Here is a 21,064-nt window from a genome sequence, read left to right as displayed (position 1 = left end):
CGCGAGGAGACCCCCTCACCCTCGCCGCTTCGCCCGCCGCTCCGCGGGCGGAGCCCTCTCCCCGCGGGCAGGGAGAAGTGGAGATCCGCCGTGCCGCGCTCACGCCCGCGCCTCCTTCACCATGTTGCGGGCGATGACGAGCTGCTGGATCTGGCTCGTGCCCTCGTAGATCCGGAACAGGCGGACGTCGCGATAGAAGCGCTCCACCGCGTACTCCGCGATGTAGCCAGCCCCGCCGTGGATCTGCACCGCCCGATCGGCGACGCGGCCCACCATCTCGGAGCAGAACAGCTTGCAGCAGGCGGCGTCGGTGGCGACGTTCTCGCCGAGATCCTTGCGGCGCGCCGTTTCCAGCACCATCGCCTTGCCGGCATAGGCCTCCGTCCGGCTGTCGGCCAGCATCGCCTGGACGAGCTGGAACTCGGAGATCGGCTGCCCGAACTGCTTGCGGTCCATGGCGTAGCGCAGCGACTCCTCGATGAGCCGGTAGGCGACGCCGACGCAGACCGCGCCGATGTGGAGGCGCCCGCGGTCGAGAACCTTCATGGCCGTCTTGAACCCGACGTTCTCGCGCCCGCCGAGCAGGGCGCTTTCCGGCACGAAGCAATCCTCGAAGATCACGTCCGCGGTGTGGGCGCCCTTCTGGCCCATCTTCTTGTCGATCTTGCCGATCTTCAGGCCCGGCGTGCCGCCGTCGACGAGGAAGGCCGACACGCCGCCCGCGTGCTTCGAGTCGGGATCGGTGCGGGCGAAGACCGTGAAGAGGCCCGCATGGGGCGCGTTGGTGATGTAGCGCTTCGTGCCGTTGATCACGTAGCCGCCGTCGACCCGTCGCGCGTTCGTGCGCAAAGAGCCCGCGTCGGAGCCGACATCCGGCTCGGTGAGCGCGAAGGAGCCAACGATCTCGCCGGAGGCGAGGCGGGGCAGGTAATAGGCCTTCTGCTCCGGCGTGCCGTCGATGACGATGCCCTGCGAGCCGATGCCGTTATTGGTGCCCACGAGCGAGCGGAAGGCGGGCGAGGTGCGGCCGAACTCGAAGGCGACCGTGACCTCCTCCTCCATGGTGAGGCCGAGCCCGCCGAAATCCTCGGGAATCGACATGCCGAACAGGCCCATCTCCCGCATCTCGGAGACGATGTCTGGCGGGATCCGGTCGGTCTCCGCCACCTCCGCCTCGCGTGGAATGAGGCGCTCCTCGACGAAGCGGCGGAGCTGCGAGACGAAGGCCTGGAGGGTGTCGGGATCGCGGATCATCGGGGGTCTCAGGGGCGAAGGGCGCCGAGCCGGTCGCGCACATGGCGGGCGATCTCGACGAGGCGGGGGGCAAATTCGGAGAGAAGCCGGTCGCGGTCGACGCGGTAGATCGGGCCGCCGAGATTAAGGGCGAAGGCGCCGGCCGGGGTGACGAGGGGCACACCGATGCCGGCGACATCCACCTGCCATTCGCCGATCGCGGCGCAGAACCCCGTCCGGCCGATCTCGTCGGCGGAGCGGCGGATCCCCAACACGATGCTCTCGCGGCGGGCGGAGTCCGGCTCTCGGTCGAGGATCATGCCGACCAAGTGGTCGCGTTCGGGGAGGGGCAGGCCGCACAGGAGGGCGCGGCCCATAGCGCTCGTGCCGAGGGGCAGGCGCGAGCCTACCGTGACGCGCAGCGTGATCGCCTGCCCGCCGTCGACCATGTCGATGTACATGACGCTAAGACGGTCGCGAATGCCGAGGCCGCAGGAGAGTCCCGAATCGCGGGCAAGGCGCTCCATCAGGGGATGGGCGATGTCGCGGACGCCGAGATCGGTGAGCGCGGCGAAGCCGAAGCCGAGCACCCGTGGGTCGAGGCGGTAGGCCTGACGCTGCTCGTCGTGCTGGAGATAGCCGAGCCGGGTGAGCGTGTAGGTCAGGCGCGAGACGGTGGCCTTGGGCAAGCCCGTGCGCTCGGCGATCTCGCGATTGCCGAGGAGCTTTGCCGAGTCGAAGGCGCGCAGCACTTCTAGGCCCCGTGCGAGGGCGGTGACGAAGTTGCGGTCGCCGGGGTCGTCCTCGGAGACGATGGAGCGCACGGACGCATCCGTTGGCGACGGGGTCTCGCCCCGGCGTTCAAGGCGCATCCGCGCGCTCATCCAGTCGTCCTCCCGGGTGTCATCCGGTCTTCTTCGCGAACCGGTCTGTTTTCGTTGGACTCACGCTAGGCTTGGGTTAAGCCTTCTGTCAATCATGCGGAATGCAATTCCGCAGCGCGGAACGAGGGAGGTGCGGGTGACGGACGAAGCGCGATCGACGGTGAGCCTCGAGGACCTCGGACCGGGCGTGGTCCTGGTCCGGATCGACCGGCGGGAGGCCCGCAACGCCCTCGACATCCCGACCCGCGTCGCGCTCGCCGCGGCTTTCACCGAGCTCGGCCAGGATGATGCCGTTCGCGCCATCGTGCTCACCGGGACCGGCAAGGCCTTCGCCGCCGGGGCCGATCTCAAGGACATGGCCGAACGCAGCGCCGCCGAGATGATGCTGCGGCGCTCGCACCTGCAATGGCAGGCGATCCAGGCCTGCCCGAAGCCGGTGATCGCGGCGGTGAACGGGTTCGCCCTCGGCGGCGGCTGCGAGCTTGCCATGCATGCCGACATCATCATCGCCGGCGAGAGCGCCCGGTTCGGGCAGCCGGAGATCAAGGTCGGCATCATGCCCGGCGCGGGCGGGACCCAGCGCATGCTCCGCGCGCTCGGCAAGTTCAAGACGATGAAGCTCCTCCTCACGGGTGCCATCATCGACGCCGCCGAGGCCGAGCGCATCGGCCTCGTGAGCGAGGTGGTACCCGATTCCGACCTCATGGCCCGCGCCACCGCGCTCGCGCTTGAGATCGCCGCGCTGCCGCCGCTCGCCGCCGAGCAGATCAAGGAGGTGGCGCTGCTCGGCGAGGACATCCCGCTCGCCTCGGCGCTGGCGCTGGAACGCAAGGCGTTCCAGCTCCTCTTCGCGACGCAGGACCAGAAAGAGGGCATGCGGGCCTTCCTCGACAAGCGCCAGCCCAAGTTCGAGGGCCGCTGAGATGCCGTCCTTTGCGCGGGTGGGCATCGTCGGCACGGGCGCCATGGGGGCTGGCATCGCCCAGATCGCGGCGCAGGCAGGCGCTGCCGTGCTCCTCTTCGACGCGAGGGAGGGGGCCGCGGACGCCGCGAAGGCGCGCCTCGTCGAGACCTGGGGCAAGCTCGCCGAGAAGGGCAAGCTCACCCCCGAGGCGGCGCGGACCGCCGGCGAGAGGGTCGCCACGGCCGCGTCGACCGCGGATCTGCGCGATTGCGATCTCGTCGTGGAGGCGATCGTCGAGGATCTCGACGTGAAGCGGCGGGTGTTCCGGGAGATCGAAGCCGCCGTGAGCCCCGATTGCGTCCTCGCCACGAACACCTCGTCCCTGTCGGTCACCACGATCGCGGCGGCGTGCGAGAAGCCCGCTCGGGTGGCGGGCTACCACTTCTTCAATCCCGTGCCCCTGATGCGCGTCGTCGAGGTAATCGCCGGCGCCCGGACGGACCCGGCCGTCTGCGACCGGCTCGCGGCATTTGCCGCCGAGATGGGGCACCGGGCCGTGCGCTGCGGCGACTCGCCTGGTTTCATCGTCAACCATGCCGGACGGGGTTTTGGCACGGAGGCCCTGCAGATCGTGGCCGCCGAGGGCGCCGCCACGTTCGCCGACGTGGATCGGGCCCTGCGCGACCAGGTCGGCTTCCGCCTGGGACCGTTCGAGCTCATGGACCTCACGGGCCTCGACGTGTCGCAGCCCGTCATGGAATCGATGCACCGTCAGTTCCACGGCGAGCCACGCTTCCGCCCGTCCTGGCTCCTGCGGCAACGGCTCGACGCGGGCCTCCTCGGGCGCAAGGCGGGGGAGGGATTCTATCGCCATGGCGGCGCCGGGCAGGAGCCCGTGCCGGAGGGGCCCGCCCCGTCCGCCGCGCCGCGTCCGATCTGGATCGCCACCGCAGAGCGGGCCTGGCGTGCGGACCTCGTGGCCATCGCCGGCGCCGCGGGCTGGCCGGTCGCCGAGGGCCCGGAACCCCCGCCCGACGCCGTCTGCCTCGTGGCGCCGCTCGGCTACGACGCGACGCAGACGGCCCGCCTCCTCGGTATCGGGCCGGCCCGGGTGGTCGCGATCGACGGGCTGTTCGGCTTTGCCAAGCGCCGTGTCATCATGGGAACGCCCGCCACGGAGCCGGACGCCCTCGACGCAGCCCACGCGCTCCTTGCCGCCGACGGCACGCCCGTCACCCGCATCCGCGACTGCGCGGGCTTCATCGCCCAGCGCGCCGTGGCGACCATCGTCAACATCGCCTGTGACATGGCGCAGGCGGGCATCGCCGCGGTCGAGGACATCGACGACGCGGTCCGCTTAGGGCTCGGCTACCCCCAGGGACCGCTTGCGCTTGGCGACGCGGTCGGGCCCGACCGGATCGCCGCGATCCTGCGCGCCCTCCACGAGCTCTCCGGCGATCCGCGCTACCGGCTGAGCCCGTGGCTGCGCCGCCGGGCCGATCTCGGGCTGTCCCTGCGGACGCCGGAGCCGCGCCGATGAGCGATCCGAACCTGGAGCGCGAGCAGGTGGACGGCAGCCCGCTCCAGCGTCTCCTCGGCTATCGTCTGGAGGCGTGGGAGCCGGACGGCGCGCGCCTCGCCTACGAGATCCGCCCCGAACATCTCAACCGCGCGGGCCTGCTCCACGGCGGGATCATCACCACGGTGCTCGACACGGCGGCCGGCTATGCGGGGGTCTATTGCGCGACCCCGGGCGAGGTCCGGCGCACCCTGACGCTCTCGTTCACGACGAGCTACGTCGCGAGCGTCAAGGCCGGTCGCCTCGTCGCGACGGGCCGGCGGATCGGGGGCGGCCGCTCGATTTTCTACGCCAATGCCGAGCTCCACGACGGGGACGGCCGCCTGATCGCCCATGGGACGGGCACGTTCCGCTACGTGTCGCTCTAACGGCCCGTCAGGTCGGCACGGGAAGCGCCCCTGACGGATCGCCCGGCAGGTCGACATGCTCCAGAAGCCCTCGCTCCTTGAGGGTCCGGTAGGCCGCCTCGTGCTCGGGCGTGCCCTCCCGGCGGGCGGCATCGTAGGCGGCGAGGCAGTCCGCCTCCCGCCCGGCCCGCGCGCCGACCCGGCGCAGGGCCTCGCGCCAGGTCTCCGTCATGATGCGTTTGGCGACAAGGGCCATGGGGCGCTCCGGCTCGGCGCTGTGCTGCCGCGCTGGGCTTAGCCGTAGGTCGCGGAGCCGGCAACCCGCGCGTCAGCCCTCGTCGCGGCCGTGGACCTGCGCCGGCGGCGCCGTCGCCTCGACCGCGGTGAAGGCTTCCAGAATTTTGTAGGTGTGCCGGGCGCCCGGGGGTACGAGCCACGAATCGCCGGGCTCGAGGCGGATCGTCTGGCCCTCGATGGTGAGCTCGGCGCGTCCCGAGATCACGAAGCCGACCGTCTCGTAGTCGCGGGCGGCGGTCTCCTTGCCGTCCTGGGGCTGCTCGTCCCGCCACATCCGCATCGAGACTTTCTTGCCGGTGGCGAGATAGATCTGGCCCATGTGGCCCTTCGGCGAGGCCTCGCTGCTCACCTTCATCAACGTCGTGTCGGTCATGGCGCGTCTCCCAATCGTAACCGCCACAACGACCGCTCGGGGTCGGCGTTCCCGGGCCGGCTTGTCGCAGGGCAGGGCAGGGGACCTCGCCATGACGGCTCGCCAGCGCGCCGCCGATGGGCTAGACGGGCCCGCCGTCCGGAGCGCCAGGAGAGCCCCTTGCCGCACGCGAGCGACGCGCCGCCCCTTTCGATCGGCATCGATTTCGGCACCAGCAACACCGTCGTCGCCCTGGCCGGGCCGGACGGGAAGGCGCAGGCCATCACCTTCGATCATCGTGGCGAGCGGCTGAAGGTCTATGCCACGGCGCTCTGCTTCTGGGACGAGGTGCGAGGCGCCGGCCGGGAGACGCGGGTCGAGGGCGGGCCGTTCGCGATCGAGCAGTTCCTGGAGGGCTTGCAGGCGCACCGCTTCCTTCAGTCGTTCAAGACCTTCGCGGCGAGCGCTTCGTTCCAGGAGACGCGGATCTTCCGGGACCGCTACCGCTTCGAGGACCTCCTCGCGACCTTCCTGCGCACCCTGCTGCGCCACGCCGAGGGCCTCGATCTCGCCGCCGCTCCCCGCGTCGTCGTCGGGCGCCCCGTCCGCTTCGCCGGCACGCATCCCGACGACGCGCTCGCCATGCGCCGCTACCGCACCGCCTTCGAGCGGCTCGGCGCGCCGGGGGCGGCCTATGTCTACGAGCCCGTCGGAGCGGCGTTCTTCTACGCCAACACGCTCCGGCACGACGCGACCGTACTGGTGGCCGATTTCGGCGGCGGGACGAGCGACTTCTCGGTGATGCGCTTTGCCCGCGACGCCGGGGGCGAGCTGCGGGCAGAGCCCCTGGGCCAGGCGGGCGTGGGCATCGCGGGCGACGCCTTCGACGCCCGGATCGTCGACAAGGTCGTGGCGCCGCGGCTCGGCAAGGGCGGGCTTTATCGCTCGATGGGCGACAAGATCCTGACGGTGCCGAACCACTATTTCGCGAACCTCGCCCGGTGGAACCACCTCGCGCTCATGAAGGGCTCCGGCGACCTCAAAGAGTTGCGGGAGCTCGCCCGCGCTGCCCTCGATCCCGGACCTCTCGACGCCTTCGGCGACCTCGTCGAATACGATCTCGGTTTCGGGCTCTACCGGGCGGTGTCGGAGCTGAAGCTCGCGCTCTCGGGCAGGGACGAGGCGCGGTTCCGCTTCCAGGCGGCGGACATCCTCATCGAGGCCGCCGTCACGCGCGAGGATTTCGAGGGTTGGATCGCGCCCGACGTCGCGCGAATCGCGGCAACCGTGGACGAGGCGCTGGCCGATGCCGGAGTGGAGGCGGCCGCGATCGACCGCGTGTTCCTCACGGGCGGCACGTCCTTCGTGCCGGCGATCCGTCGTCTCTTCGTCGAGCGCTTCGGCGAGAGCCGGCTCACCTCGGCCGACCAGTTCGAGTCGATCGCCTACGGCCTTGCCCTCATCGGCCGCGCGCCGGACCCGCTTCGCTGGGCCGCCCGCGAGCGCTGATCCGCCAACGGCAGGAGTCAGCCGGCCACGCGTTCCGGCTCATGGGCTCCGCCGAGCATCCCGTACAGGGCGCGGCAAACGGCCGTCGGGCGATAGGGCTTGGGGAAGAACACGCTGTCGGGAACGGGACGCCGCTCGCCGGGCGCATAGGCGCTGGCATAGGCGACGGGCGCGCCGGGAAAACGGGCACGAAACGCATGCGCGACGTCCCACCCGTCGGGAGAACCGCCGAGACGGATGTCGGTGAACAGGACGTCGAAGGGCGCGGTGCCCCGGATCAGCTCCACGGCCTCGGCCCCGCTCGCGGCCTCGACGACGTCGAAACCTTCCTCGCGCAGCTCGCAGCAGATCACCTCGCGGATGAGGTATTCATCCTCGACGACGAGGACACGAAACGGATGGGCCATCACGAGCTTTCAAGGCGGCAATCAGCGAGGTCGCGAGCCGGCGGAAGAGGTCGCCTCTTACATAGGCGAAGCGCGCGGGTGGCGGAATGCGCCCAAATACTTGGGACAAAGCACGTATCCGACCGCGTTCCGCTCGTTCGCGCCACGGCCGCCACAGGAGGCGAAGCCGAGGCAGGGGTCGACGGCGGCGGCCGTCCAGGCAAGGCGAGCCGATGTTCCTCCCCTCATCCCCCATTTGGGGGATGGGCCGGCCTCACCGTGGCGCTAGGCTTCCCTCGACCTCCCAAGGTCTCCCGAACTCCCCCCGCGGCGTCCCGGCCGCGGGGTTTTTTCGGTCGGGCACATCAATCGGCGAGCACGAGCGCCCAGTAGCGCTGGCCGCGCGCGACGGCCGCATCGGCGCGCACGAGGCCGATCCGCGTCGCCTCGGGCAGGAGCAGGTTGGCGTTGTGGCCGGCGGACGCTTTCCAATCCGCCATGGCTTCGCTCACGGTGCGGGCACCCATGCTCAGGTTCTCGGCGGCCGCGCGATGATTGACGTTGTACTGCCGGATCCGGGTGTAGAAGCTCCCGCCGACCTCATGGTCGAACACGCCCGTGCTCGCCATCGCGCGGGCCTGATGCTCGGCCACCTTCGTCAGAGCCGGATCGACCCGCACCGCGGGCAGGCCGCGCGAGCGCCGATAAGCCGAGATCATCGCGGCGGCCGACGCGGCCTCGTCTGCGGATGTCACGACCGGGTAGCGGGCCGTCGGCGAGCCGAGGAGGCCGCAGCCGCCGAGCGACAGCGCAAGGCCGAGGAAGAGGAGGGCGGGGAGGCGCATACGGGTCCTGCCGGAGAGTTCTGGTTCGAGGGCAGGGGTGATCTACACCGGGTGCCGGGCTTTTGGCCACCGCCGGTCACGCGCCACGTCGATCAGGCGCGCTCGTCCCGCGCACCGGACCAGGCCGCCTCCACTTTCGTCCAAGCTTCGGACAGATCGTTCAGGATGTCGGCGCGGCGCAGGTCGTCGGGCCGGACGCCGGCCATGGCCAGAGCCACCCTCTGCAGCCGATTGAGCGCCCCCGTCTCGTGCGCCGTCGCCGGGAGTTCCGACAGGTTACGGGTCGCCTCGAGGATGTCGAGCGCCCTGAGGTCGGCATCCTCGCTGCCATGCACCGCGCGCCGCAGGTCCGAAAGCCAGGTGCTGGTCGAGGTCATGGGCGCTCGCGTGAGGGCGGATATCCGAGGGGGCGGCGTCAGACCTCGGTGGTCAGATCGCCGCCGACCGCCTGGCAGAGCATCCAGCGGACGATGAAAGCGCGGCGCGCCTTGCTTTGCAGCATGAGCGACAGGTTCGGAGCGCTCGTGTGGATCCGCGCAGCGGCCTTCAGGAGCAAATAAGGATCGACCTCGTCCTTGAGGGCGGCCGCGGCATCGGTGATCGCCGGGAGGAAGTTGAAGGGGTCGAGCTGGGGGTTCGACATTGGGAGCATCCGTTCCAGGGGTGCCGTTTGGTGCCACAGCGAACGCTGCGTCGGCAGCCGTATCCTCCCGATCCGGTGTTCCCCGAAGGGAAGGCCGCATCGAACGCTCGGGAGCCGCCATCAGCTATTGCAAGGCTCAGAGGTGGGCTGTCGAGAAGTCGACATGCGATGGTTCGCCGGACAGGCTAATGACTTGATAATAAGAGACGTGCGAAGCTTCAATAAACCGGAACGTAACACATGACGCACCGTCATAAGTACGATATCTGAATTGTACGTGTTTATGATGCGGTTCCGTTGCGTCAGGAAATAATCTGGTAAGACCGAGAGCAGAAGTCTCAGTGATCTACTCGGCGGCTCGGATCAGTGACGAGCCATCTCCATGGCCCTAAGGGGCGACCTGGTGCAGATCATGCGTGCTCTCGACAACCTCAAGCTGATCGTCAAGCTCATCATCCCGGCATCCCTGCTGGTCGCCGTGACCATCGGGCTCGTTGCGATGGCGAAGTCCAACATCGATACCCTGGCCATGCAGACGCAGGGGATCATCGAAGGCGCCGCGGCGCGCCAAGCGCTCCTTCTGAACATCCGGGCGAGCGTCAACGAAGCCACGATCCAGGAGAAAAACCTGATCATCGAGAGCGATCCCAAGGAGATGGCGGCCTACGAGAAGCGCTTCAACGAGGCCACCTCGTCGACGCTCGCCGACCTCGAACGCCTGATCGCCCTGTCGCCGACGCCCGAGCGGCGGGTCGCTAACGAGTCGGTCAAGGCCGGCGTGACGGCGTTCTTCGAGATCATGACCCGCAGCGTCGCGCACGGGCTCAAGAACGAGAACGAGGCGGCCTTCAAGCTGTCGTCCGGCGAGGGGCGTCAGGCGCGGATCAAGGCGCGCCAGCTCATCGAGGACCGGATCGTGGCGAACGCAGCCACCATGGCGTCCGTCAAGGCGGAGGCCGCGGCAACCGCAGCGAGCGCGTCCAATACCCTCATCATCACGGCCGTGATCGGGCTTGCCATCTCCATCAGCCTTCTCGCCGCTGTCGCCGTCTACGGCATGGCGCGGCCGCTGGCCCGCACGACGAACGCCACGGAGCGCCTCGCGGGCGGCGACCTCGACGTTACGGTGGAGGGCGTGAACCGGCGCGACGAGATCGGCGTGCTGGCCCGCGCGCTCCAGACCTTCAAGGACAATGCGATCGAGGCGCGTCGCCTGGCGGCGGCCCAGAAGGCGGACGACGAGGCCAAGATGCGCCGCGCCCAGATGCTCGACGACCTCACGAAGCGCTTCGAGATGAACGTCTCGGCCCTGACGCAGGGGCTGACGAGCGCCGCCACCGAGATGGAGGCGACCGCCCAGAGCATGACCTCCATCGCGCAGCAAACCACGAGCCAGTCGGTGAACGTGGCGTCGGCCGCCGAGCAGACCTCCGCCAACGTCCAGACCGTCGCGGTCGCGACGGAGGAGCTCTCCTCGTCGATCTCCGAGATCGCCACGCAGGTCAACCAGTCCACCCGGATCGCCCAGGCCGCCGTCGACGATGCGCGCCGCACCAACTCCATGGTGCAGACCCTTGCGGTCACCGCCGAGAAGATCGGCGGGGTAATCGCACTTATCAACAACATCGCGGGCCAGACCAACCTTCTGGCGCTCAACGCCACGATCGAGGCGGCGCGCGCCGGCGAGGCGGGGCGGGGCTTCGCCGTGGTCGCCACCGAGGTGAAGGAGCTCGCCGGGCAGACCACGCGGGCCACCGAGGAGATCGGCGCCCAGATCGCGGAGGTGCAGACCGCCACGCGCCAGGCGGTGGACGCCATCCAGGGCATCGGGCGGACCATCGGTGAGATGAGCCAGATCTCGACCGCCATCGCGGCTGCCATGGAGGAGCAGGGCGCCGCGACCCAGGAGATCGCGCGCAACGTCCAGCAGGCCGCGCACGGCACCCAGATGGTGACGGGAAACATCGGCGACGTGCGCCACGGCGCCGGCGAGACCGGAGCGGCCGCCTCGCAGGTGCTCTCCGCCGCCCAGGAGCTGGCCCGCCACGCCGACAGCCTCGGCCGGGAGGTGAACAGCTTCCTGTCGGGCGTGAAGGCCGCCTGACGCCGGAGCGCGGCGCAACCCGGGACCGGAGCGGGAACCTCGCCTGCATTTCGAGCTTATCCGTCCAGTGGATCAGCTTAGGAGATGGAAGATGCGTCTGGCTCTCATTCTTGCCGCGTCCGTGATCGGCACGGCCGCTTTCGCTCAGGACACGACGATCATCAAGCGGGACTCGGCGCCCTCGTCGACCACGGTCATCGAGAAGCGCGATACGCCCACGGTCGTCGAGAAGCGGTCCGTGGAGACCACCGGCTCGGTCGGCTGCTCGACGACGACGGAGCGCAAGTCCGACGCGCTCGGCGACACCACGACCAAGAAGACCGATTGCTGAGCCTCAACCTTTGACGTCTGCGGCAGGCCCGGCCCCACGGCCGGGCCTGTTGCGTTTCCGAGGACGATCACTTCGCGGTCGCGGGAGCCATCGCCTCGACCCGGCGCACGACCGACATGCACTCGTCCTCCTGGCCCCGGGCGTCGAGATCGCGCGCCCTCTGAAGCATCGCCATCGCCTCGTTCTCGCGCGGCGCGTCGGCCCTCTTCGGCGTCGCCGGCGCGGCCTGATTCGTGGAGCCCGTCGTCGGGTTGTCGGCGATCGCGGGCCCGGCGCCCTCGTGCCGCGCGGTGACGGCCTGCCCGAGTTCCGTGATTTTCTGCGTACACGGTCCGGCCAATGCCTGGCCCGACATGAGAACGGCGCCCGTGAGGGCGAGCAACGCACGCATAGCCATATGAACCTCCTGCCGTCGGAGCCCCCGGCTGGTCAACCGGGCCGCCTTGCGCCTGTTCCCCCGGTTCGGGCGTGCCTTCCAAAGCGCCTTGTGGGCCGCGTCGGCCGTGCTGTACCGTTCCCCTGGCGACCCGGCCTAGAACCGGGCGTCTTTAGGAGGATACCCCATGAGGCGTACCTTGCTTGCGGCCGTTTCGGCCGTCGTTCTTGCGTCCCCCGTCCTGGCGCAGGCTCCCACGCAGTCACCGACCGGCAATCTCGAGCGCCTTTCCTCGTTCAAGGCCACCGGCACCGAGGAGCCCAAGCCCATCCCGCAGGAAGGCCGCAGGGCCGACGCGCTTCGCCGCAACCTCCAGAAGATCAAGCTGCCCCAGGGCTTCAAGATCGATCTCTACGCCGTGGTGCCGGACGCTCGGCACATGGCGGTCGGCCCGAACGCGGGCGTTCTCTTCGTGGGGACGCGCAAGAACAACGTCTACGCGGTGACGGATCGCGACAAGGACCGCGTCGCCGACGAGGTGAAGGTGTTCGCGCCCTCGATCGCGTTCAAGATCCCGAACGGCGTCTGCTTCTCCCGCGACGGGGTGCTCTACGTGGCGGAGCAGAACCGCGTGCTGCAGTTCCCCGCGGCCGAGTTCTTCTACGAGGGACCGGACGTGGCCGCCTTCGAGGCGGTCAAGCAGGGCGAGCTCATCCCCGCCTCGGAGGAGAGCTACAACCACACGGCTCGCGTCTGCCGCGTGGGGCCCGACAACAAGCTCTACATCGCGCTCGGGCAGCCGTTCAACGTTCCGGCGAAGGAGAAGCTGGAGCTCTACGGCAAGACGGGGATCGGCGGCATCGTCCGCATGGAGCAGGACGGGACGAAGCGGGAGGTTTTCGCCACCGGCATCCGCAACTCCGTCGGCATCGAGTTCAACCCCGGCGACAAGAGCCTCTGGTTCACCGACAACCAGGTGGACGGGATGGGGGACGATATTCCGCCGGGTGAGCTCAACCGGGCCACGCAGCTTGGGCAGAATTTCGGCTTCCCCTGGTACGGCGGCGGGACCACCCGCACGACGGAATACAAGGACGACCAGGTGCCTACCGGCGTCGTGAATCCTCAGGTCGAGATGGAGGCCCACGCGGCCGATCTCGGGCTGATGATCTACACGGGCAACCAGTTCCCGCAGCCGTACCGGGGCGGGATCTTCTCGGCCCAGCACGGCTCCTGGAACCGCACCAAGCCTGTCGGCGCCCGCATCATGTTCACCCCGCTCAAGCCCGACGGCACCGCCGACAAGGCGCAGGTCTTCGCGGAGGGCTGGCTCACGGAGAACGGCGAATATATCGGCCGCCCCGTCGACGTCGCGCAGCTGCCCGACGGGTCGCTGCTCGTCTCGGACGACGCGGCGGGTGCGATCTACCGCATCTCCTACGGCCAGTGACCCACGTGCGAGCGCGCCGGGTGGCGCGCTCGCCTCTCAGGAGATCGTGACGATGCGCGCTCTGACGATCGGGATCCTGCTCGCCTCGGGCCTTGCCGGGCCAGCTCTCGCAGCGGACGCCAAGGCCGGGCGTCAGAAGGTGGCGGGCGTGTGCCAGGCCTGCCACGGGATGGATGGGCTCTCGAAGAACCCTGAGGCGCCGAATCTTGCCGGCCAGATCGAGCCCTATCTGGCAAAGGCCCTCACGGAATACCGGGGGGGCGAGCGCAAGAACGAATCGATGAACATCGTGGCGAAGGAGCTGACCGACGCCGACATCGCCAATATCGCGGCCTATTATGCCGGCATCCAGATCGAGGTGATCCCGCCATAGGTCCGCTCCGGCTGGGTTCGGGCGCGACAGGAGTTTGCATGGTCACGGGCCGGTTCGCCGGGGGCGGACGGGCCCGTGACCAAGTGCAGAGGGGACGCTCCCGCGGGCGGCGCGCGGCCGATCGAGGGCTTGACCGGCTCCGGCAAACGCCTTATGTCCCGCTCACCTTCCGGGGCCACCCACGACGTGACGAAGGCCTGCCTTAGGGCATCGCTTTTCGCCGGCGGATCGACGGCCCGGGATTGGGGGATAGTTTAACGGTAGAACCGCGGACTCTGACTCCGCTAGTCCTGGTTCGAATCCAGGTCCCCCAGCCAACTGTTTTCACTCAACAATTTGGAACAGGCGCCTCGGACCGGTTGGGCCGTTTTACATGCGTTTTACAGGGGCGGTTCACGCTTTGGGCGGTGCGGCCGCGGTCAGCCAGGGGCGACTTGCAAATGTCCGATACCAATCCTCCAGCGGTTATCGCCGCGTCCGCTATGATCGACGAAGCGTCGGCTGCCGCTGGTTTTCCGTCTCCGATCCTCGTGCAGATTTCCACGTGGCAAAAGCGGGTTCGGGATCCCGGTCTCCTGCTCGCGATCCATCCAGGCATAACGGCTTTCGTCGGTCCGAATGGGACCGGGAAGACACGAGCTCTTCGGCAAGTTCAATCGGCCTTTGAAGCTATGCGGATCGGTCCGGGGGTCGTGCGCTTCCTTGCTGCCGGCCGAGCAAGCCCGTTTGAGCATTTCCGATCGCGGGCGGATAACCCACATAACGACTACTCGCAATCTACAGCCCACATCGGCAACGCGGCTTTTCGTGAACTCTGGCATAAAATAGAAAGCCTCACAGGAGACTATCTCACGCTGGAGGAGCGTCCTGATCTTCGTCTGAAGGTGCAGGCGAGGCTACAAGCGTTTCTGTCTCGAGCTGTTCAACTACGATGGGGGCAGAGCGGCCTTGAGGTTCACTTCTCGCCGCTCGAGGGTGCTGAACCATATTCGGCCGGGTCAGAGGCGAGCGGAGTCGTTCAGCTTGTCGCGATTTTGGCAGCAATTTACAACGACCGCATCAGTGTACTTATTATTGACGAGCCAGAAATCTCGCAACACCCGCAATATCAAGCGTTCATCCTTGATGAATTACTATCGGTTGCAGGTGATCCTCGCTTGGATCCGGCGAAAAAGATCGTTGTCATTGCAACTCACTCGCCGAGTATGCTTCCGTTATATCGTATTTCGGATCTGTCCAGATTAGTTTTCTTCAATGATCACACGAAGCATCCAATCCAGATCATCGAGTCAGCGCCCGAACTGAAAAGCAGCAAGCTAGCAGCCCTTATCGCACGGCTTACCGCGACCCATCGACTAGCCTTCTTTGCCAGAAACGTTCTTCTTGTTGAAGGCCCAAGCGACGAAACGATTGTCCTCCAACTCGCCCGGGCGATGCGTCATCCTCTCTTGGCGAGTAACACTCAGGTGATCCCTGTAACTGGTAAAGGTGAATTCACCGAAGCGGTAAAACTGTTTGAGCTTATGGGAAAGCGTGTGGCCGTGCTCGCTGACCTGGATGCTCTTGTAGATAACAATACTCTTTCTTCGTCGTTTGGGCAGAAGTCCGAAATTTCAAAACTAGCTACAGCTGCTGGTCACGCAAGCTTGATGGAGTTCGATAAATCGTTGAGAAGTGACCTTGCGGCCGCTGTTGACAAGCACTGGTCGAAAATAGAGTCGCTTGTTGTCTCCCATGCATATTGGAGAACATGTTCAGTCGACAAGAGAGGTGAAAAAGAGAAGCGACGGGCTACGGTGGCGACGATCATGACAGGCGGCGGTACTGTTTTCGACGCTGCAGTCGGAGGGTCAACTTTCGTTTCCTTCGAAGCAAGATATGGTGCATTGTTCGACATTCTTGAGGCGGCCGGATGTTTCATACTGCGCCGTGGTACAATCGAGGACTACTTTCAAATCCAAGCTGCCGCTTTGTCAAAACCCGACGCAGCTGCTCAGGAAGCGGAATTGTTTCAATCCATTGATGAATCAGCACTGGAGGCACGCTACGCAACTTTGCTGCGTTCAATCCGTTTCGCCGCTCCGGTCCATACAGTTGATGAGAATGCGATGCTGCGGATACGATTAGGCGCGCAGCTTGGGGCAGTGTTCCAAAGTATGAAGACGGATACTCCAGACGAGGCTCTTAACGGACAGATGCGAGCAATCATCGCATCGGAAGGCGGTGTCTTTCGATTTTCGAATCGATCGAAAGGTTCGGTCCGGCGAATTGAGGTATCATTTGTATCCAATCTTTTCAGTAGAGATACGTTCCCATTCGAAATTTCGGAAGATGATAATCAGAATGAAGTGCTTCGTGAGAAGCTGCCATGATCGCTGACTCGCAGCGCGCTATCTGCCTGTCTTTCTATGGTGACTGAGTGCTATATTTCATCCTCATCAAAACTTGGCTCGAGTGGCCCCAAAGGGCGAGCGTATATTAAGTGATGCAACCGAAAACGCCAAGCTCTGACGTTAGCTGCTGCTTCCCTGATGCGCCTCGAGCTTCGCCATCGCGCTCTCGGCAAGCCCGAGATCCCGGCTCAGGTAATGCGCGTCGAGGATCTCCTGCACGTCCCGCAGGCTGTGCCCGGTGATGGCTGCGATCTCCGGGACGGAGGCGCCGGCAAGCGCGAGCCGCGTGATCGCTGAGCCCCGGGTGTCGTGGAAGCTGACCTCCGCGATTCCCGCCTTGTCGCAGGCCTTGCCCCATGATGAGCGGAACCCGTCCTCGGTCCAGCGCGTGCCCTCCATAGTGAGCAGGACGAGGGCGCCGCGGCGCTCGGCTCTCGCGACGTCGAGCGCGACCTTCAAAGGCTCGCCGACGGGGATCGTGACCCGCTTGCCGGTCTTGCCCTGGCGCAGCCGGATGTAGCGGCCGTCGTACTGGTTCCAGGTGAGCTTGAGGAGGTCGCCCTGGCGCTGCCCGGTCCAGAGCGCGAGCAGGAGCGCCAGGTGGAGATGGCGCGGCGCCAGCGCGAGGAACGCGGCCTCGTCGGCAGCGGTCCAGACCTTGTCCGTCCGGTCGGCCTGATAGAGGCGGCCGCCGCGCTCGGCCGGGTTCGTGTCGAGCTCGCCGCGGTCGACCCCCCAGGATATGATTCGGCCGAGCACCGACCACCCATAGTCGGCCTGGCGCTCCGACTTCGCGGCGCGCTCGTCGCGCCATTTCTTGAAGATGCCCCGGGTGACTCGCTTGTTCGTCTCGCTGAACGCGGAGAGCGGCATGGAGCCGAACTTCACCTCGATCCCGGCGATGATCTTGAGGTAGTCCGCCTTGGTGCGATCGGCGAGCTTCCCGAACTCGGCCGAGGCCTTGTAGCCTGCGATCACCGAGTGGAACCGGCCTTTCGGCACGGTTTTCCGGGACTCGACCGCGGCGTTGTACGAAGCGATGAACTCTGGGGTTCCGGGTTCGCCGGAGAGTCGGGGCCCGCCGCGCCACGCGTACCAGTACGTCCGGCGCGACCCGTCGGCGAGCTTGGCCCGGACCTGGTGCAGCCCCTTCAGGTCAATCCGCATATCCGTTCTCGCGCCGCCACCTCGCGAAGTCATCGTCGCCCTCAGAGGATTCCGGGGTCAAGCCCGAGAGCTTATCCCAGGCGCGATCGAGCGCGGCCCGATCCCAGCGACGCGTGCCGGCGATCGGCTTAGGCAGGCGCCCCTTTGAGACCCAAAGGTCGAAGCCGCTCGGGCTCAGGTTGCAGTACGCGGCGGCCTGCTCCCGGGTAAGCCCGCGGGGCGCGAGAGACGCGGCGGCGGCGCGCTCGGCCCTCATGGCGCGAGCTCTTCAGCGAGCGGCACCCACCGGATCATCACGCCGTCGAAATCGACGATCGATTGCCCGGCCTGGGCGTGGTGCTCGAACCAAAAGCCCGCCATCTCGCGGACCGACGCGAATCCGTCTGCCTTGGCGAAGTGCTCCATCGCGGTGGGCGGGAGCAGGTGACCATCGACCTGGAAAAGCTCGGCCGCCCCGTGCGCCGAGAAGCAGAGGTTGACCCGTACGACCTCGATGCATCGCGCCCGCGTGATCAGCTGGCACGACCTGGTCCGCATCCCGGCGTAGAGCTGGAGCTCCTCGCCCGGGTGGGCGTGGCGCTTGCGATCCGCCCGGATGGTCTGGCGTTTGGTGCCGGTGAGGATCGGGTCGATGAACCGGCGCTGGAACGAGTAGGCGACCATCACCCGCACCCCGCATTGCTGCCGCACGACTGGCACGTCACACACGTCCCCTTCTTCCCGAGGATAGCAATGTCGGCCTCGAGAGCGGCGTCTAGGATCGGGTGGTTCACGGCTTTGCTCCCCGCTTCTTCCTCGGCACCGAGAGGCCCGACGTGCCGGCGTGCGCGCTTGCGCGGAAGAACCGGACGGCGGGGATCTGGTTGGAGCAGCGCGAGCGGAACACGCGCAGCGACACCCCGAGGCCCGGCATTTTCTTGTGCACCTGCTCCGAGGTGTGGGTGGGGGCGAGCTTCCGGATCTCGGCCCACTCGGCATCGGTGAAGGCGCGGGGACGGGAGGTCATGCTGCGCTCCTCTGATCACGAGCGTGGATGATCGCGGGCCGGGCCCAGCGGCGCTGGAACGTCCTCCAGGCGGGCTCCGGACGATGCTTCTCCTGGGACGGCGTCTCGGGCTGCCAGAGCATCGCCATGGGCGTGAAGCCGATGGACTGCATCTGCCGCAGCCGCGCCTCTGCGAGATCAAAGGAGTCCTTCGGATAGCCGATCAGGACGTAGACCCGCATCCGGTGGGACGCCTCGGTGAAACCGGCGTCGAGCAGGCGCCGCGCCGCGCTCTCCAAGGTCTCGAAGGCGTCGCCCGGGTCGTAGGCGAAGAACATATTGGGGCGCGGCCGCAGGCTTGCGAGCAGGTCGACCTGGTAGTCCTGGAGCGCGAGCGCTTCGAGCCCGCCCGTGAACTCGATGCGACGGTTCTGCCGGTGCAGCATGTCGAACACGGCCTCGACGTGCGGGCGCGGGCAGGCGAGGAGGTTGTCGTCGAGGACGTTCCAGCCTTCGTGGATCGGCAGCAGGTTCGGCGTGGGCCACTTCTTCCACACGCCGCAGAACCAGCACCGCCGCGGGCAGCCCCGAGACGTGATCGTGTAGCCGGGCTTGATGTAGCGGCCCGGGACGAACTCCAGGCTGGTGTCGCCATAGGCCACGCCGCCGACTTTCACCGGGGCGACGTAGCGCCACTGCTCGGCGAGGCGCTCGGCAATTGCCTTGTCCGCCGTGAACGTGACGCTGACGTGCACCTCGTCGGCCTCGGCGAACAGGTCGGGCGGCCCGAAATAGGCCAGAGCGTCGTCAGGGGACGCCTTGGTCTTGCGCGGGAACACACGGATGATCCGTTGCCCCGTCATGCGGCCCTCCTCTCGCGCTCGGCCGCCTCTCGTTCCTGCGCCCAAACGCGGATTTCCCGGTACGTTACGCCCCGCAGCGCTCGCCACGCCGCGCGGCAGCGCTCCAGGTCGAACATGCCCGTGTGGCACTCGGCGCCAGGGATCCCGAGGCGATCCGCCAGGAAGGCATAGACTCGGCTCCGGGCGGCGCGATTGATGCAGACGCGCCGGTGCTTCCCCTTCGCGCGGTCGGCCTCGCCGGCGCTCCGGGGCGCGGCGGCGTAGCAGGGCTCGCGCCAAGCGTTGCGCCACAGCGGATCGATGAGCTGGTCGTGGAGAAGCCCCCGCGCTGCGCGCAACTCGGGCCCGGCCGGAAAGCCGAGCGCGGTCGTGGTCCCGGGGTGACAGCCCACGCGAGCGCCGCACCCCTCGCAGATCCAGATCGCCTTCTCGGCGAGGTCGGGCCGGTTCGGGTAGATCTCGGCTTTCGTGGTGAGACGGGCGGCTTGGTTACAGGTTCGGCAGATCGGGGCGATGGTCACGACCGTGCCCTCGTGCTGACCACCTCGCCGGCGGCGAAGGTCTCGCCCTTCACCGGGTCGTAGCTCATCGGGCCGCGCCCGAACGGGCAGGGCGCGAGCGAGATCCGCGCCGGCGGAATGTGGACGGGCCGCGCGGGCGGCTCGTCGCGGGGCTCAGGCGCCGGGGAGGGCTGGCCCCGTCCCCGGGCCATGCGCAGGCCGATGTCGTTGGTGCCGGGCATCAGAAATCCCCATCGTCGTCGGCGAGGACGGTCTGACGCGCCTGCTCCCGCAGCTTGTCGCGGTAGAACCGGGCGGTGTGCATGACGTCCTCGTCGAAGTCGCGGTTCAGGATCCAGTTCAGGAAGCTGACCTCGTCGATCTCGGACCAGCGCCGGCCGCGCCACGAGCCGATGTGGCACTTCGCGAGGAGCGCCGGCTCGGTGCTCCAAGTGACGAGCTGCTCGATCGAGGCCTCGGCGAGGAGCTCGCGCAGCAGGAAGGCGGTGACGTAGGCGTCGGGCCCGGCGCGATGGGTCACCATGGCCTGGAGACGGTCGATGCCGGCGGGGTTGCGCCAGTACCGGAGGCCCTGGTTCGAATGGACCGGCGCGTCGGGCCAGAGCCGGAGCGCGGCCTTATAGGTGCAGATGAAGGGCAGTCCACCCATCACGTCGTCGGTGAGCCATTGCCGCTCGAACTTCGCGTTGTGGGCCGCGAAGACGGCGATGGGCACGGCCGAGGGCGGCTGCCGGAGGAGGCTGACCGCCTCCGACCAGGACGCCGCGTCGCGCACGTCCTCGTCGATGATGTGGTGGATCGCCGAGGTCTCCGGCGGGATCGGCCGGCCGGGATTGACCAGCACACCGTCGGGGCGCCCGATCTCCCAGCCGGCGGGCTCGTCGAGGAGGTTCGTGCCGGTCGCGACGAGGTCGCACCACCCCACCTCGACGACGGCGGCCTCGGGCGGGGTGAACCCGGTGGTCTCCAGATCCACGATCCTGATCAGCATGGCTCAGCCCTCCGTCTGGGCGACGAACGCGACGCCGCTCGTGATTCCGCTGGGGGTGACGACCATGCTCGGCGCTGAGCCCTGGCGGGCGACGTGCAGCCATTCCTCGTAGGTCGCGGTGAAGCCGCCGAAGGCGCTCGCGTCGTTGTCGGCGAGCCAGCGCGCCAGCTCTTCCGCTGTCGCGAAGGCGGGCGAGATCGGCGTGCCCTCCGTCGTGTCCTCGTACATCATGAGGTGCGTGCGCTGCTCGGCCGGCCAGTCCGGCATGTAGTCGTCTGGTGAGGGGCGTGTGCCCGCCCAGTCCGAGTACCGGCCGGCGTGCCTCTCGGGATCCCTCGCGACCCAGGCCGGGCCGTCCTCGTATGAGCGGACGAGCCCTGCTCGCCAGTTCGCGAAGCCCTCGTCCCACTCGGCGGCATCCCGGACGCAGTCGCCGTCGAGAAGCGGGACGTAAGTCATGGACTGGCGGTACTCGTTGAACGCCATTGGGTGCCGCCAATCGGCAGGTACGCGGCGAACCTTGCGACCCAT

Annotated in this window: 27 protein-coding genes and 1 tRNA gene; 10 read left to right on the top strand and 18 right to left on the bottom strand. The window is 67.7% G+C overall.

The window, feature by feature from the left end:
* Nucleotides 1-99 precede the first annotated feature (99 nt).
* Nucleotides 100-1,254: an acyl-CoA dehydrogenase family protein gene (locus F0L46_RS08690; protein WP_149816710.1), complete on the bottom strand. Its 1,155-nt coding sequence runs from the start codon at nucleotides 1,252-1,254 to the stop codon at nucleotides 100-102.
* 8 nt (nucleotides 1,255-1,262) lie between these two features.
* The gene (locus tag F0L46_RS08685; RefSeq protein ID WP_149816708.1) at nucleotides 1,263-2,105 is read right to left on the bottom strand and encodes an IclR family transcriptional regulator; all 843 of its coding nucleotides are present in this window, start codon (nucleotides 2,103-2,105) and stop codon (nucleotides 1,263-1,265) included.
* Between the two features lie 148 nt (nucleotides 2,106-2,253).
* On the opposite strand from F0L46_RS08685, the gene F0L46_RS08680 reads away from it, so the two are divergent.
* From F0L46_RS08680 to F0L46_RS08670, 3 genes are read left to right on the top strand one after another with little or no spacing between them, the layout of a single operon-like run.
* Nucleotides 2,254-3,039, top strand: a complete 786-nt coding sequence (locus F0L46_RS08680) for an enoyl-CoA hydratase-related protein (RefSeq protein WP_438646664.1) — start codon at nucleotides 2,254-2,256, stop codon at nucleotides 3,037-3,039.
* Between the two features lies 1 nt (nucleotide 3,040).
* A complete protein-coding gene (locus F0L46_RS08675; protein ID WP_149816706.1) occupies nucleotides 3,041-4,561 on the top strand; it encodes a 3-hydroxyacyl-CoA dehydrogenase in 1,521 nt (506 codons plus the stop codon).
* Nucleotides 4,558-4,968 carry a PaaI family thioesterase gene (locus tag F0L46_RS08670; RefSeq protein ID WP_149816705.1) on the top strand — a complete coding sequence of 137 codons (411 nt, stop codon included), beginning with the start codon at nucleotides 4,558-4,560 and terminating at the stop codon, nucleotides 4,966-4,968. Before F0L46_RS08675 ends, F0L46_RS08670 begins: the two co-directional genes overlap by 4 nt.
* Before the next feature lie 7 nt (nucleotides 4,969-4,975).
* Here the strand turns inward: F0L46_RS08670 and F0L46_RS08665 are convergent, their stop codons facing one another.
* Both F0L46_RS08665 and F0L46_RS08660 read right to left on the bottom strand, forming a co-directional pair.
* The gene (locus tag F0L46_RS08665; protein WP_149816704.1) at nucleotides 4,976-5,203 is read right to left on the bottom strand and encodes a hypothetical protein; all 228 of its coding nucleotides are present in this window, start codon (nucleotides 5,201-5,203) and stop codon (nucleotides 4,976-4,978) included.
* Nucleotides 5,204-5,275: 72 nt separating this feature from the next.
* Nucleotides 5,276-5,617 (bottom strand): cupin domain-containing protein, encoded by a 342-nt coding sequence (locus F0L46_RS08660; protein ID WP_149816703.1) that lies wholly within the window; start codon nucleotides 5,615-5,617, stop codon nucleotides 5,276-5,278.
* Between the two features lie 159 nt (nucleotides 5,618-5,776).
* Between F0L46_RS08660 and F0L46_RS08655 the strand changes: the two genes are divergently transcribed.
* Complete coding sequence (locus F0L46_RS08655; protein ID WP_149816702.1) at nucleotides 5,777-7,105, top strand: Hsp70 family protein; 1,329 nt, start codon at nucleotides 5,777-5,779, stop codon at nucleotides 7,103-7,105.
* A 17-nt stretch (nucleotides 7,106-7,122) separates the two neighbouring features.
* Here F0L46_RS08655 and F0L46_RS08650 read toward each other — a convergent pair whose 3' ends face one another.
* From F0L46_RS08650 to F0L46_RS08635, 4 genes are all read right to left on the bottom strand, one after another.
* Nucleotides 7,123-7,512 carry a response regulator gene (locus F0L46_RS08650; RefSeq protein ID WP_149816701.1) on the bottom strand — a complete coding sequence of 130 codons (390 nt, stop codon included), beginning with the start codon at nucleotides 7,510-7,512 and terminating at the stop codon, nucleotides 7,123-7,125.
* A 344-nt stretch (nucleotides 7,513-7,856) separates the two neighbouring features.
* Complete coding sequence (locus F0L46_RS08645) at nucleotides 7,857-8,336, bottom strand: CAP domain-containing protein (RefSeq protein WP_149816699.1); 480 nt, start codon at nucleotides 8,334-8,336, stop codon at nucleotides 7,857-7,859.
* Nucleotides 8,337-8,428: 92 nt separating this feature from the next.
* On the bottom strand, nucleotides 8,429-8,713 hold the full coding sequence (locus tag F0L46_RS08640) for a hypothetical protein (protein WP_149816698.1): 285 nt from the start codon (nucleotides 8,711-8,713) through the stop codon (nucleotides 8,429-8,431).
* Between the two features lie 38 nt (nucleotides 8,714-8,751).
* A complete protein-coding gene (locus F0L46_RS08635; RefSeq protein WP_149816697.1) occupies nucleotides 8,752-8,979 on the bottom strand; it encodes a hypothetical protein in 228 nt (75 codons plus the stop codon).
* A gap of 412 nt (nucleotides 8,980-9,391) precedes the next feature.
* Between F0L46_RS08635 and F0L46_RS08630 the strand changes: the two genes are divergently transcribed.
* Together F0L46_RS08630 and F0L46_RS08625 are read left to right on the top strand one after the other, a co-directional pair.
* On the top strand, nucleotides 9,392-11,083 hold the full coding sequence (locus F0L46_RS08630) for a methyl-accepting chemotaxis protein (protein ID WP_149816696.1): 1,692 nt from the start codon (nucleotides 9,392-9,394) through the stop codon (nucleotides 11,081-11,083).
* Between the two features lie 91 nt (nucleotides 11,084-11,174).
* On the top strand, nucleotides 11,175-11,414 hold the full coding sequence (locus F0L46_RS08625) for a hypothetical protein (protein WP_149816695.1): 240 nt from the start codon (nucleotides 11,175-11,177) through the stop codon (nucleotides 11,412-11,414).
* Between the two features lie 67 nt (nucleotides 11,415-11,481).
* Here F0L46_RS08625 and F0L46_RS08620 read toward each other — a convergent pair whose 3' ends face one another.
* Entirely contained in the window at nucleotides 11,482-11,811 is a 330-nt protein-coding gene (locus F0L46_RS08620; protein ID WP_149816693.1) for a hypothetical protein, read from the bottom strand.
* A 166-nt stretch (nucleotides 11,812-11,977) separates the two neighbouring features.
* On the opposite strand from F0L46_RS08620, the gene F0L46_RS08615 reads away from it, so the two are divergent.
* From F0L46_RS08615 to F0L46_RS08600, 4 genes are all read left to right on the top strand, one after another.
* Nucleotides 11,978-13,240 carry a PQQ-dependent sugar dehydrogenase gene (locus tag F0L46_RS08615; RefSeq protein ID WP_149816692.1) on the top strand — a complete coding sequence of 421 codons (1,263 nt, stop codon included), beginning with the start codon at nucleotides 11,978-11,980 and terminating at the stop codon, nucleotides 13,238-13,240.
* A gap of 52 nt (nucleotides 13,241-13,292) precedes the next feature.
* On the top strand, nucleotides 13,293-13,613 hold the full coding sequence (locus F0L46_RS08610; RefSeq protein WP_149816690.1) for a c-type cytochrome: 321 nt from the start codon (nucleotides 13,293-13,295) through the stop codon (nucleotides 13,611-13,613).
* Between the two features lie 243 nt (nucleotides 13,614-13,856).
* Nucleotides 13,857-13,930 (top strand) — tRNA-Gln (locus tag F0L46_RS08605).
* Between the two features lie 123 nt (nucleotides 13,931-14,053).
* Complete coding sequence (locus tag F0L46_RS08600; protein WP_149816689.1) at nucleotides 14,054-15,985, top strand: ATP-dependent nuclease; 1,932 nt, start codon at nucleotides 14,054-14,056, stop codon at nucleotides 15,983-15,985.
* 141 nt (nucleotides 15,986-16,126) lie between these two features.
* On the opposite strand, the gene F0L46_RS08595 is transcribed toward F0L46_RS08600, so the two are convergent.
* The 9 genes from F0L46_RS08595 to F0L46_RS08555 all read right to left on the bottom strand — a co-directional run bounded on the left by F0L46_RS08595 (nucleotide 16,127) and on the right by F0L46_RS08555 (nucleotide 21,064).
* The gene (locus F0L46_RS08595) at nucleotides 16,127-17,173 is read right to left on the bottom strand and encodes a tyrosine-type recombinase/integrase (RefSeq protein ID WP_149816687.1); all 1,047 of its coding nucleotides are present in this window, start codon (nucleotides 17,171-17,173) and stop codon (nucleotides 16,127-16,129) included.
* Nucleotides 17,163-17,429, bottom strand: a complete 267-nt coding sequence (locus F0L46_RS08590; protein ID WP_149816685.1) for a helix-turn-helix transcriptional regulator — start codon at nucleotides 17,427-17,429, stop codon at nucleotides 17,163-17,165. The genes F0L46_RS08595 and F0L46_RS08590 overlap by 11 nt, the downstream gene beginning before the upstream one ends.
* Entirely contained in the window at nucleotides 17,426-17,881 is a 456-nt protein-coding gene (locus F0L46_RS08585; protein ID WP_149816683.1) for an ASCH domain-containing protein, read from the bottom strand. The genes F0L46_RS08590 and F0L46_RS08585 overlap by 4 nt, the downstream gene beginning before the upstream one ends.
* Nucleotides 17,882-17,942: 61 nt before the next feature.
* Nucleotides 17,943-18,179, bottom strand: a complete 237-nt coding sequence (locus F0L46_RS08580; protein WP_149816681.1) for a hypothetical protein — start codon at nucleotides 18,177-18,179, stop codon at nucleotides 17,943-17,945.
* Nucleotides 18,176-19,021, bottom strand: coding sequence for a radical SAM protein (locus F0L46_RS08575; RefSeq protein ID WP_149816680.1), 846 nt, complete (start codon nucleotides 19,019-19,021; stop codon nucleotides 18,176-18,178). The genes F0L46_RS08580 and F0L46_RS08575 overlap by 4 nt, the downstream gene beginning before the upstream one ends.
* Nucleotides 19,018-19,542, bottom strand: coding sequence for a zinc-finger-containing protein (locus F0L46_RS08570; protein ID WP_240539919.1), 525 nt, complete (start codon nucleotides 19,540-19,542; stop codon nucleotides 19,018-19,020). The genes F0L46_RS08575 and F0L46_RS08570 overlap by 4 nt, the downstream gene beginning before the upstream one ends.
* The gene (locus F0L46_RS08565) at nucleotides 19,539-19,763 is read right to left on the bottom strand and encodes a hypothetical protein (protein ID WP_149816678.1); all 225 of its coding nucleotides are present in this window, start codon (nucleotides 19,761-19,763) and stop codon (nucleotides 19,539-19,541) included. The genes F0L46_RS08570 and F0L46_RS08565 overlap by 4 nt, the downstream gene beginning before the upstream one ends.
* Entirely contained in the window at nucleotides 19,763-20,533 is a 771-nt protein-coding gene (locus tag F0L46_RS08560) for an exonuclease domain-containing protein (RefSeq protein ID WP_149816676.1), read from the bottom strand. The genes F0L46_RS08565 and F0L46_RS08560 overlap by 1 nt, the downstream gene beginning before the upstream one ends.
* Nucleotides 20,534-20,536: 3 nt before the next feature.
* A complete protein-coding gene (locus tag F0L46_RS08555; RefSeq protein ID WP_149816675.1) occupies nucleotides 20,537-21,064 on the bottom strand; it encodes a hypothetical protein in 528 nt (175 codons plus the stop codon).

It is taken from the genome of Salinarimonas soli, assembly GCF_008386575.1.
GTDB lineage: Bacteria > Pseudomonadota > Alphaproteobacteria > Rhizobiales > Beijerinckiaceae > Salinarimonas_A > Salinarimonas_A soli.
Note: the sequence above shows the minus strand (reverse complement) of the source record. Positions and strands in the feature narration are given on the sequence as shown.

What these genes read in the sequence shown, in the direction of transcription:
- F0L46_RS08580 (WP_149816681.1), bottom strand. Translation starts at nt 18,179, where the DNA reads ATGACCTCCCGTCCCCGCGCCTTCACCGATGCCGAGTGGGCCGAGATC.
- F0L46_RS08610 (WP_149816690.1), top strand. Translation starts at nt 13,293, where the DNA reads ATGCGCGCTCTGACGATCGGGATCCTGCTCGCCTCGGGCCTTGCCGGG.
- F0L46_RS08615 (WP_149816692.1), top strand. Translation starts at nt 11,978, where the DNA reads ATGAGGCGTACCTTGCTTGCGGCCGTTTCGGCCGTCGTTCTTGCGTCC.
- F0L46_RS08670 (WP_149816705.1), top strand. Translation starts at nt 4,558, where the DNA reads ATGAGCGATCCGAACCTGGAGCGCGAGCAGGTGGACGGCAGCCCGCTC.
- F0L46_RS08685 (WP_149816708.1), bottom strand. Translation starts at nt 2,105, where the DNA reads ATGCGCCTTGAACGCCGGGGCGAGACCCCGTCGCCAACGGATGCGTCC.
- F0L46_RS08640 (WP_149816698.1), bottom strand. Translation starts at nt 8,713, where the DNA reads ATGACCTCGACCAGCACCTGGCTTTCGGACCTGCGGCGCGCGGTGCAT.
- F0L46_RS08690 (WP_149816710.1), bottom strand. Translation starts at nt 1,254, where the DNA reads ATGATCCGCGATCCCGACACCCTCCAGGCCTTCGTCTCGCAGCTCCGC.
- F0L46_RS08560 (WP_149816676.1), bottom strand. Translation starts at nt 20,533, where the DNA reads ATGCTGATCAGGATCGTGGATCTGGAGACCACCGGGTTCACCCCGCCC.
- F0L46_RS08555 (WP_149816675.1), bottom strand. Translation starts at nt 21,064, where the DNA reads ATGGGTCGCAAGGTTCGCCGCGTACCTGCCGATTGGCGGCACCCAATG.
- F0L46_RS08595 (WP_149816687.1), bottom strand. Translation starts at nt 17,173, where the DNA reads ATGCGGATTGACCTGAAGGGGCTGCACCAGGTCCGGGCCAAGCTCGCC.
- F0L46_RS08665 (WP_149816704.1), bottom strand. Translation starts at nt 5,203, where the DNA reads ATGGCCCTTGTCGCCAAACGCATCATGACGGAGACCTGGCGCGAGGCC.
- F0L46_RS08650 (WP_149816701.1), bottom strand. Translation starts at nt 7,512, where the DNA reads ATGGCCCATCCGTTTCGTGTCCTCGTCGTCGAGGATGAATACCTCATC.
- F0L46_RS08645 (WP_149816699.1), bottom strand. Translation starts at nt 8,336, where the DNA reads ATGCGCCTCCCCGCCCTCCTCTTCCTCGGCCTTGCGCTGTCGCTCGGC.
- F0L46_RS08620 (WP_149816693.1), bottom strand. Translation starts at nt 11,811, where the DNA reads ATGGCTATGCGTGCGTTGCTCGCCCTCACGGGCGCCGTTCTCATGTCG.
- F0L46_RS08635 (WP_149816697.1), bottom strand. Translation starts at nt 8,979, where the DNA reads ATGTCGAACCCCCAGCTCGACCCCTTCAACTTCCTCCCGGCGATCACC.
- F0L46_RS08675 (WP_149816706.1), top strand. Translation starts at nt 3,041, where the DNA reads ATGCCGTCCTTTGCGCGGGTGGGCATCGTCGGCACGGGCGCCATGGGG.
- F0L46_RS08565 (WP_149816678.1), bottom strand. Translation starts at nt 19,763, where the DNA reads ATGCCCGGCACCAACGACATCGGCCTGCGCATGGCCCGGGGACGGGGC.
- F0L46_RS08625 (WP_149816695.1), top strand. Translation starts at nt 11,175, where the DNA reads ATGCGTCTGGCTCTCATTCTTGCCGCGTCCGTGATCGGCACGGCCGCT.
- F0L46_RS08600 (WP_149816689.1), top strand. Translation starts at nt 14,054, where the DNA reads ATGTCCGATACCAATCCTCCAGCGGTTATCGCCGCGTCCGCTATGATC.
- F0L46_RS08660 (WP_149816703.1), bottom strand. Translation starts at nt 5,617, where the DNA reads ATGACCGACACGACGTTGATGAAGGTGAGCAGCGAGGCCTCGCCGAAG.
- F0L46_RS08590 (WP_149816685.1), bottom strand. Translation starts at nt 17,429, where the DNA reads ATGAGGGCCGAGCGCGCCGCCGCCGCGTCTCTCGCGCCCCGCGGGCTT.
- F0L46_RS08630 (WP_149816696.1), top strand. Translation starts at nt 9,392, where the DNA reads ATGCGTGCTCTCGACAACCTCAAGCTGATCGTCAAGCTCATCATCCCG.
- F0L46_RS08575 (WP_149816680.1), bottom strand. Translation starts at nt 19,021, where the DNA reads ATGACGGGGCAACGGATCATCCGTGTGTTCCCGCGCAAGACCAAGGCG.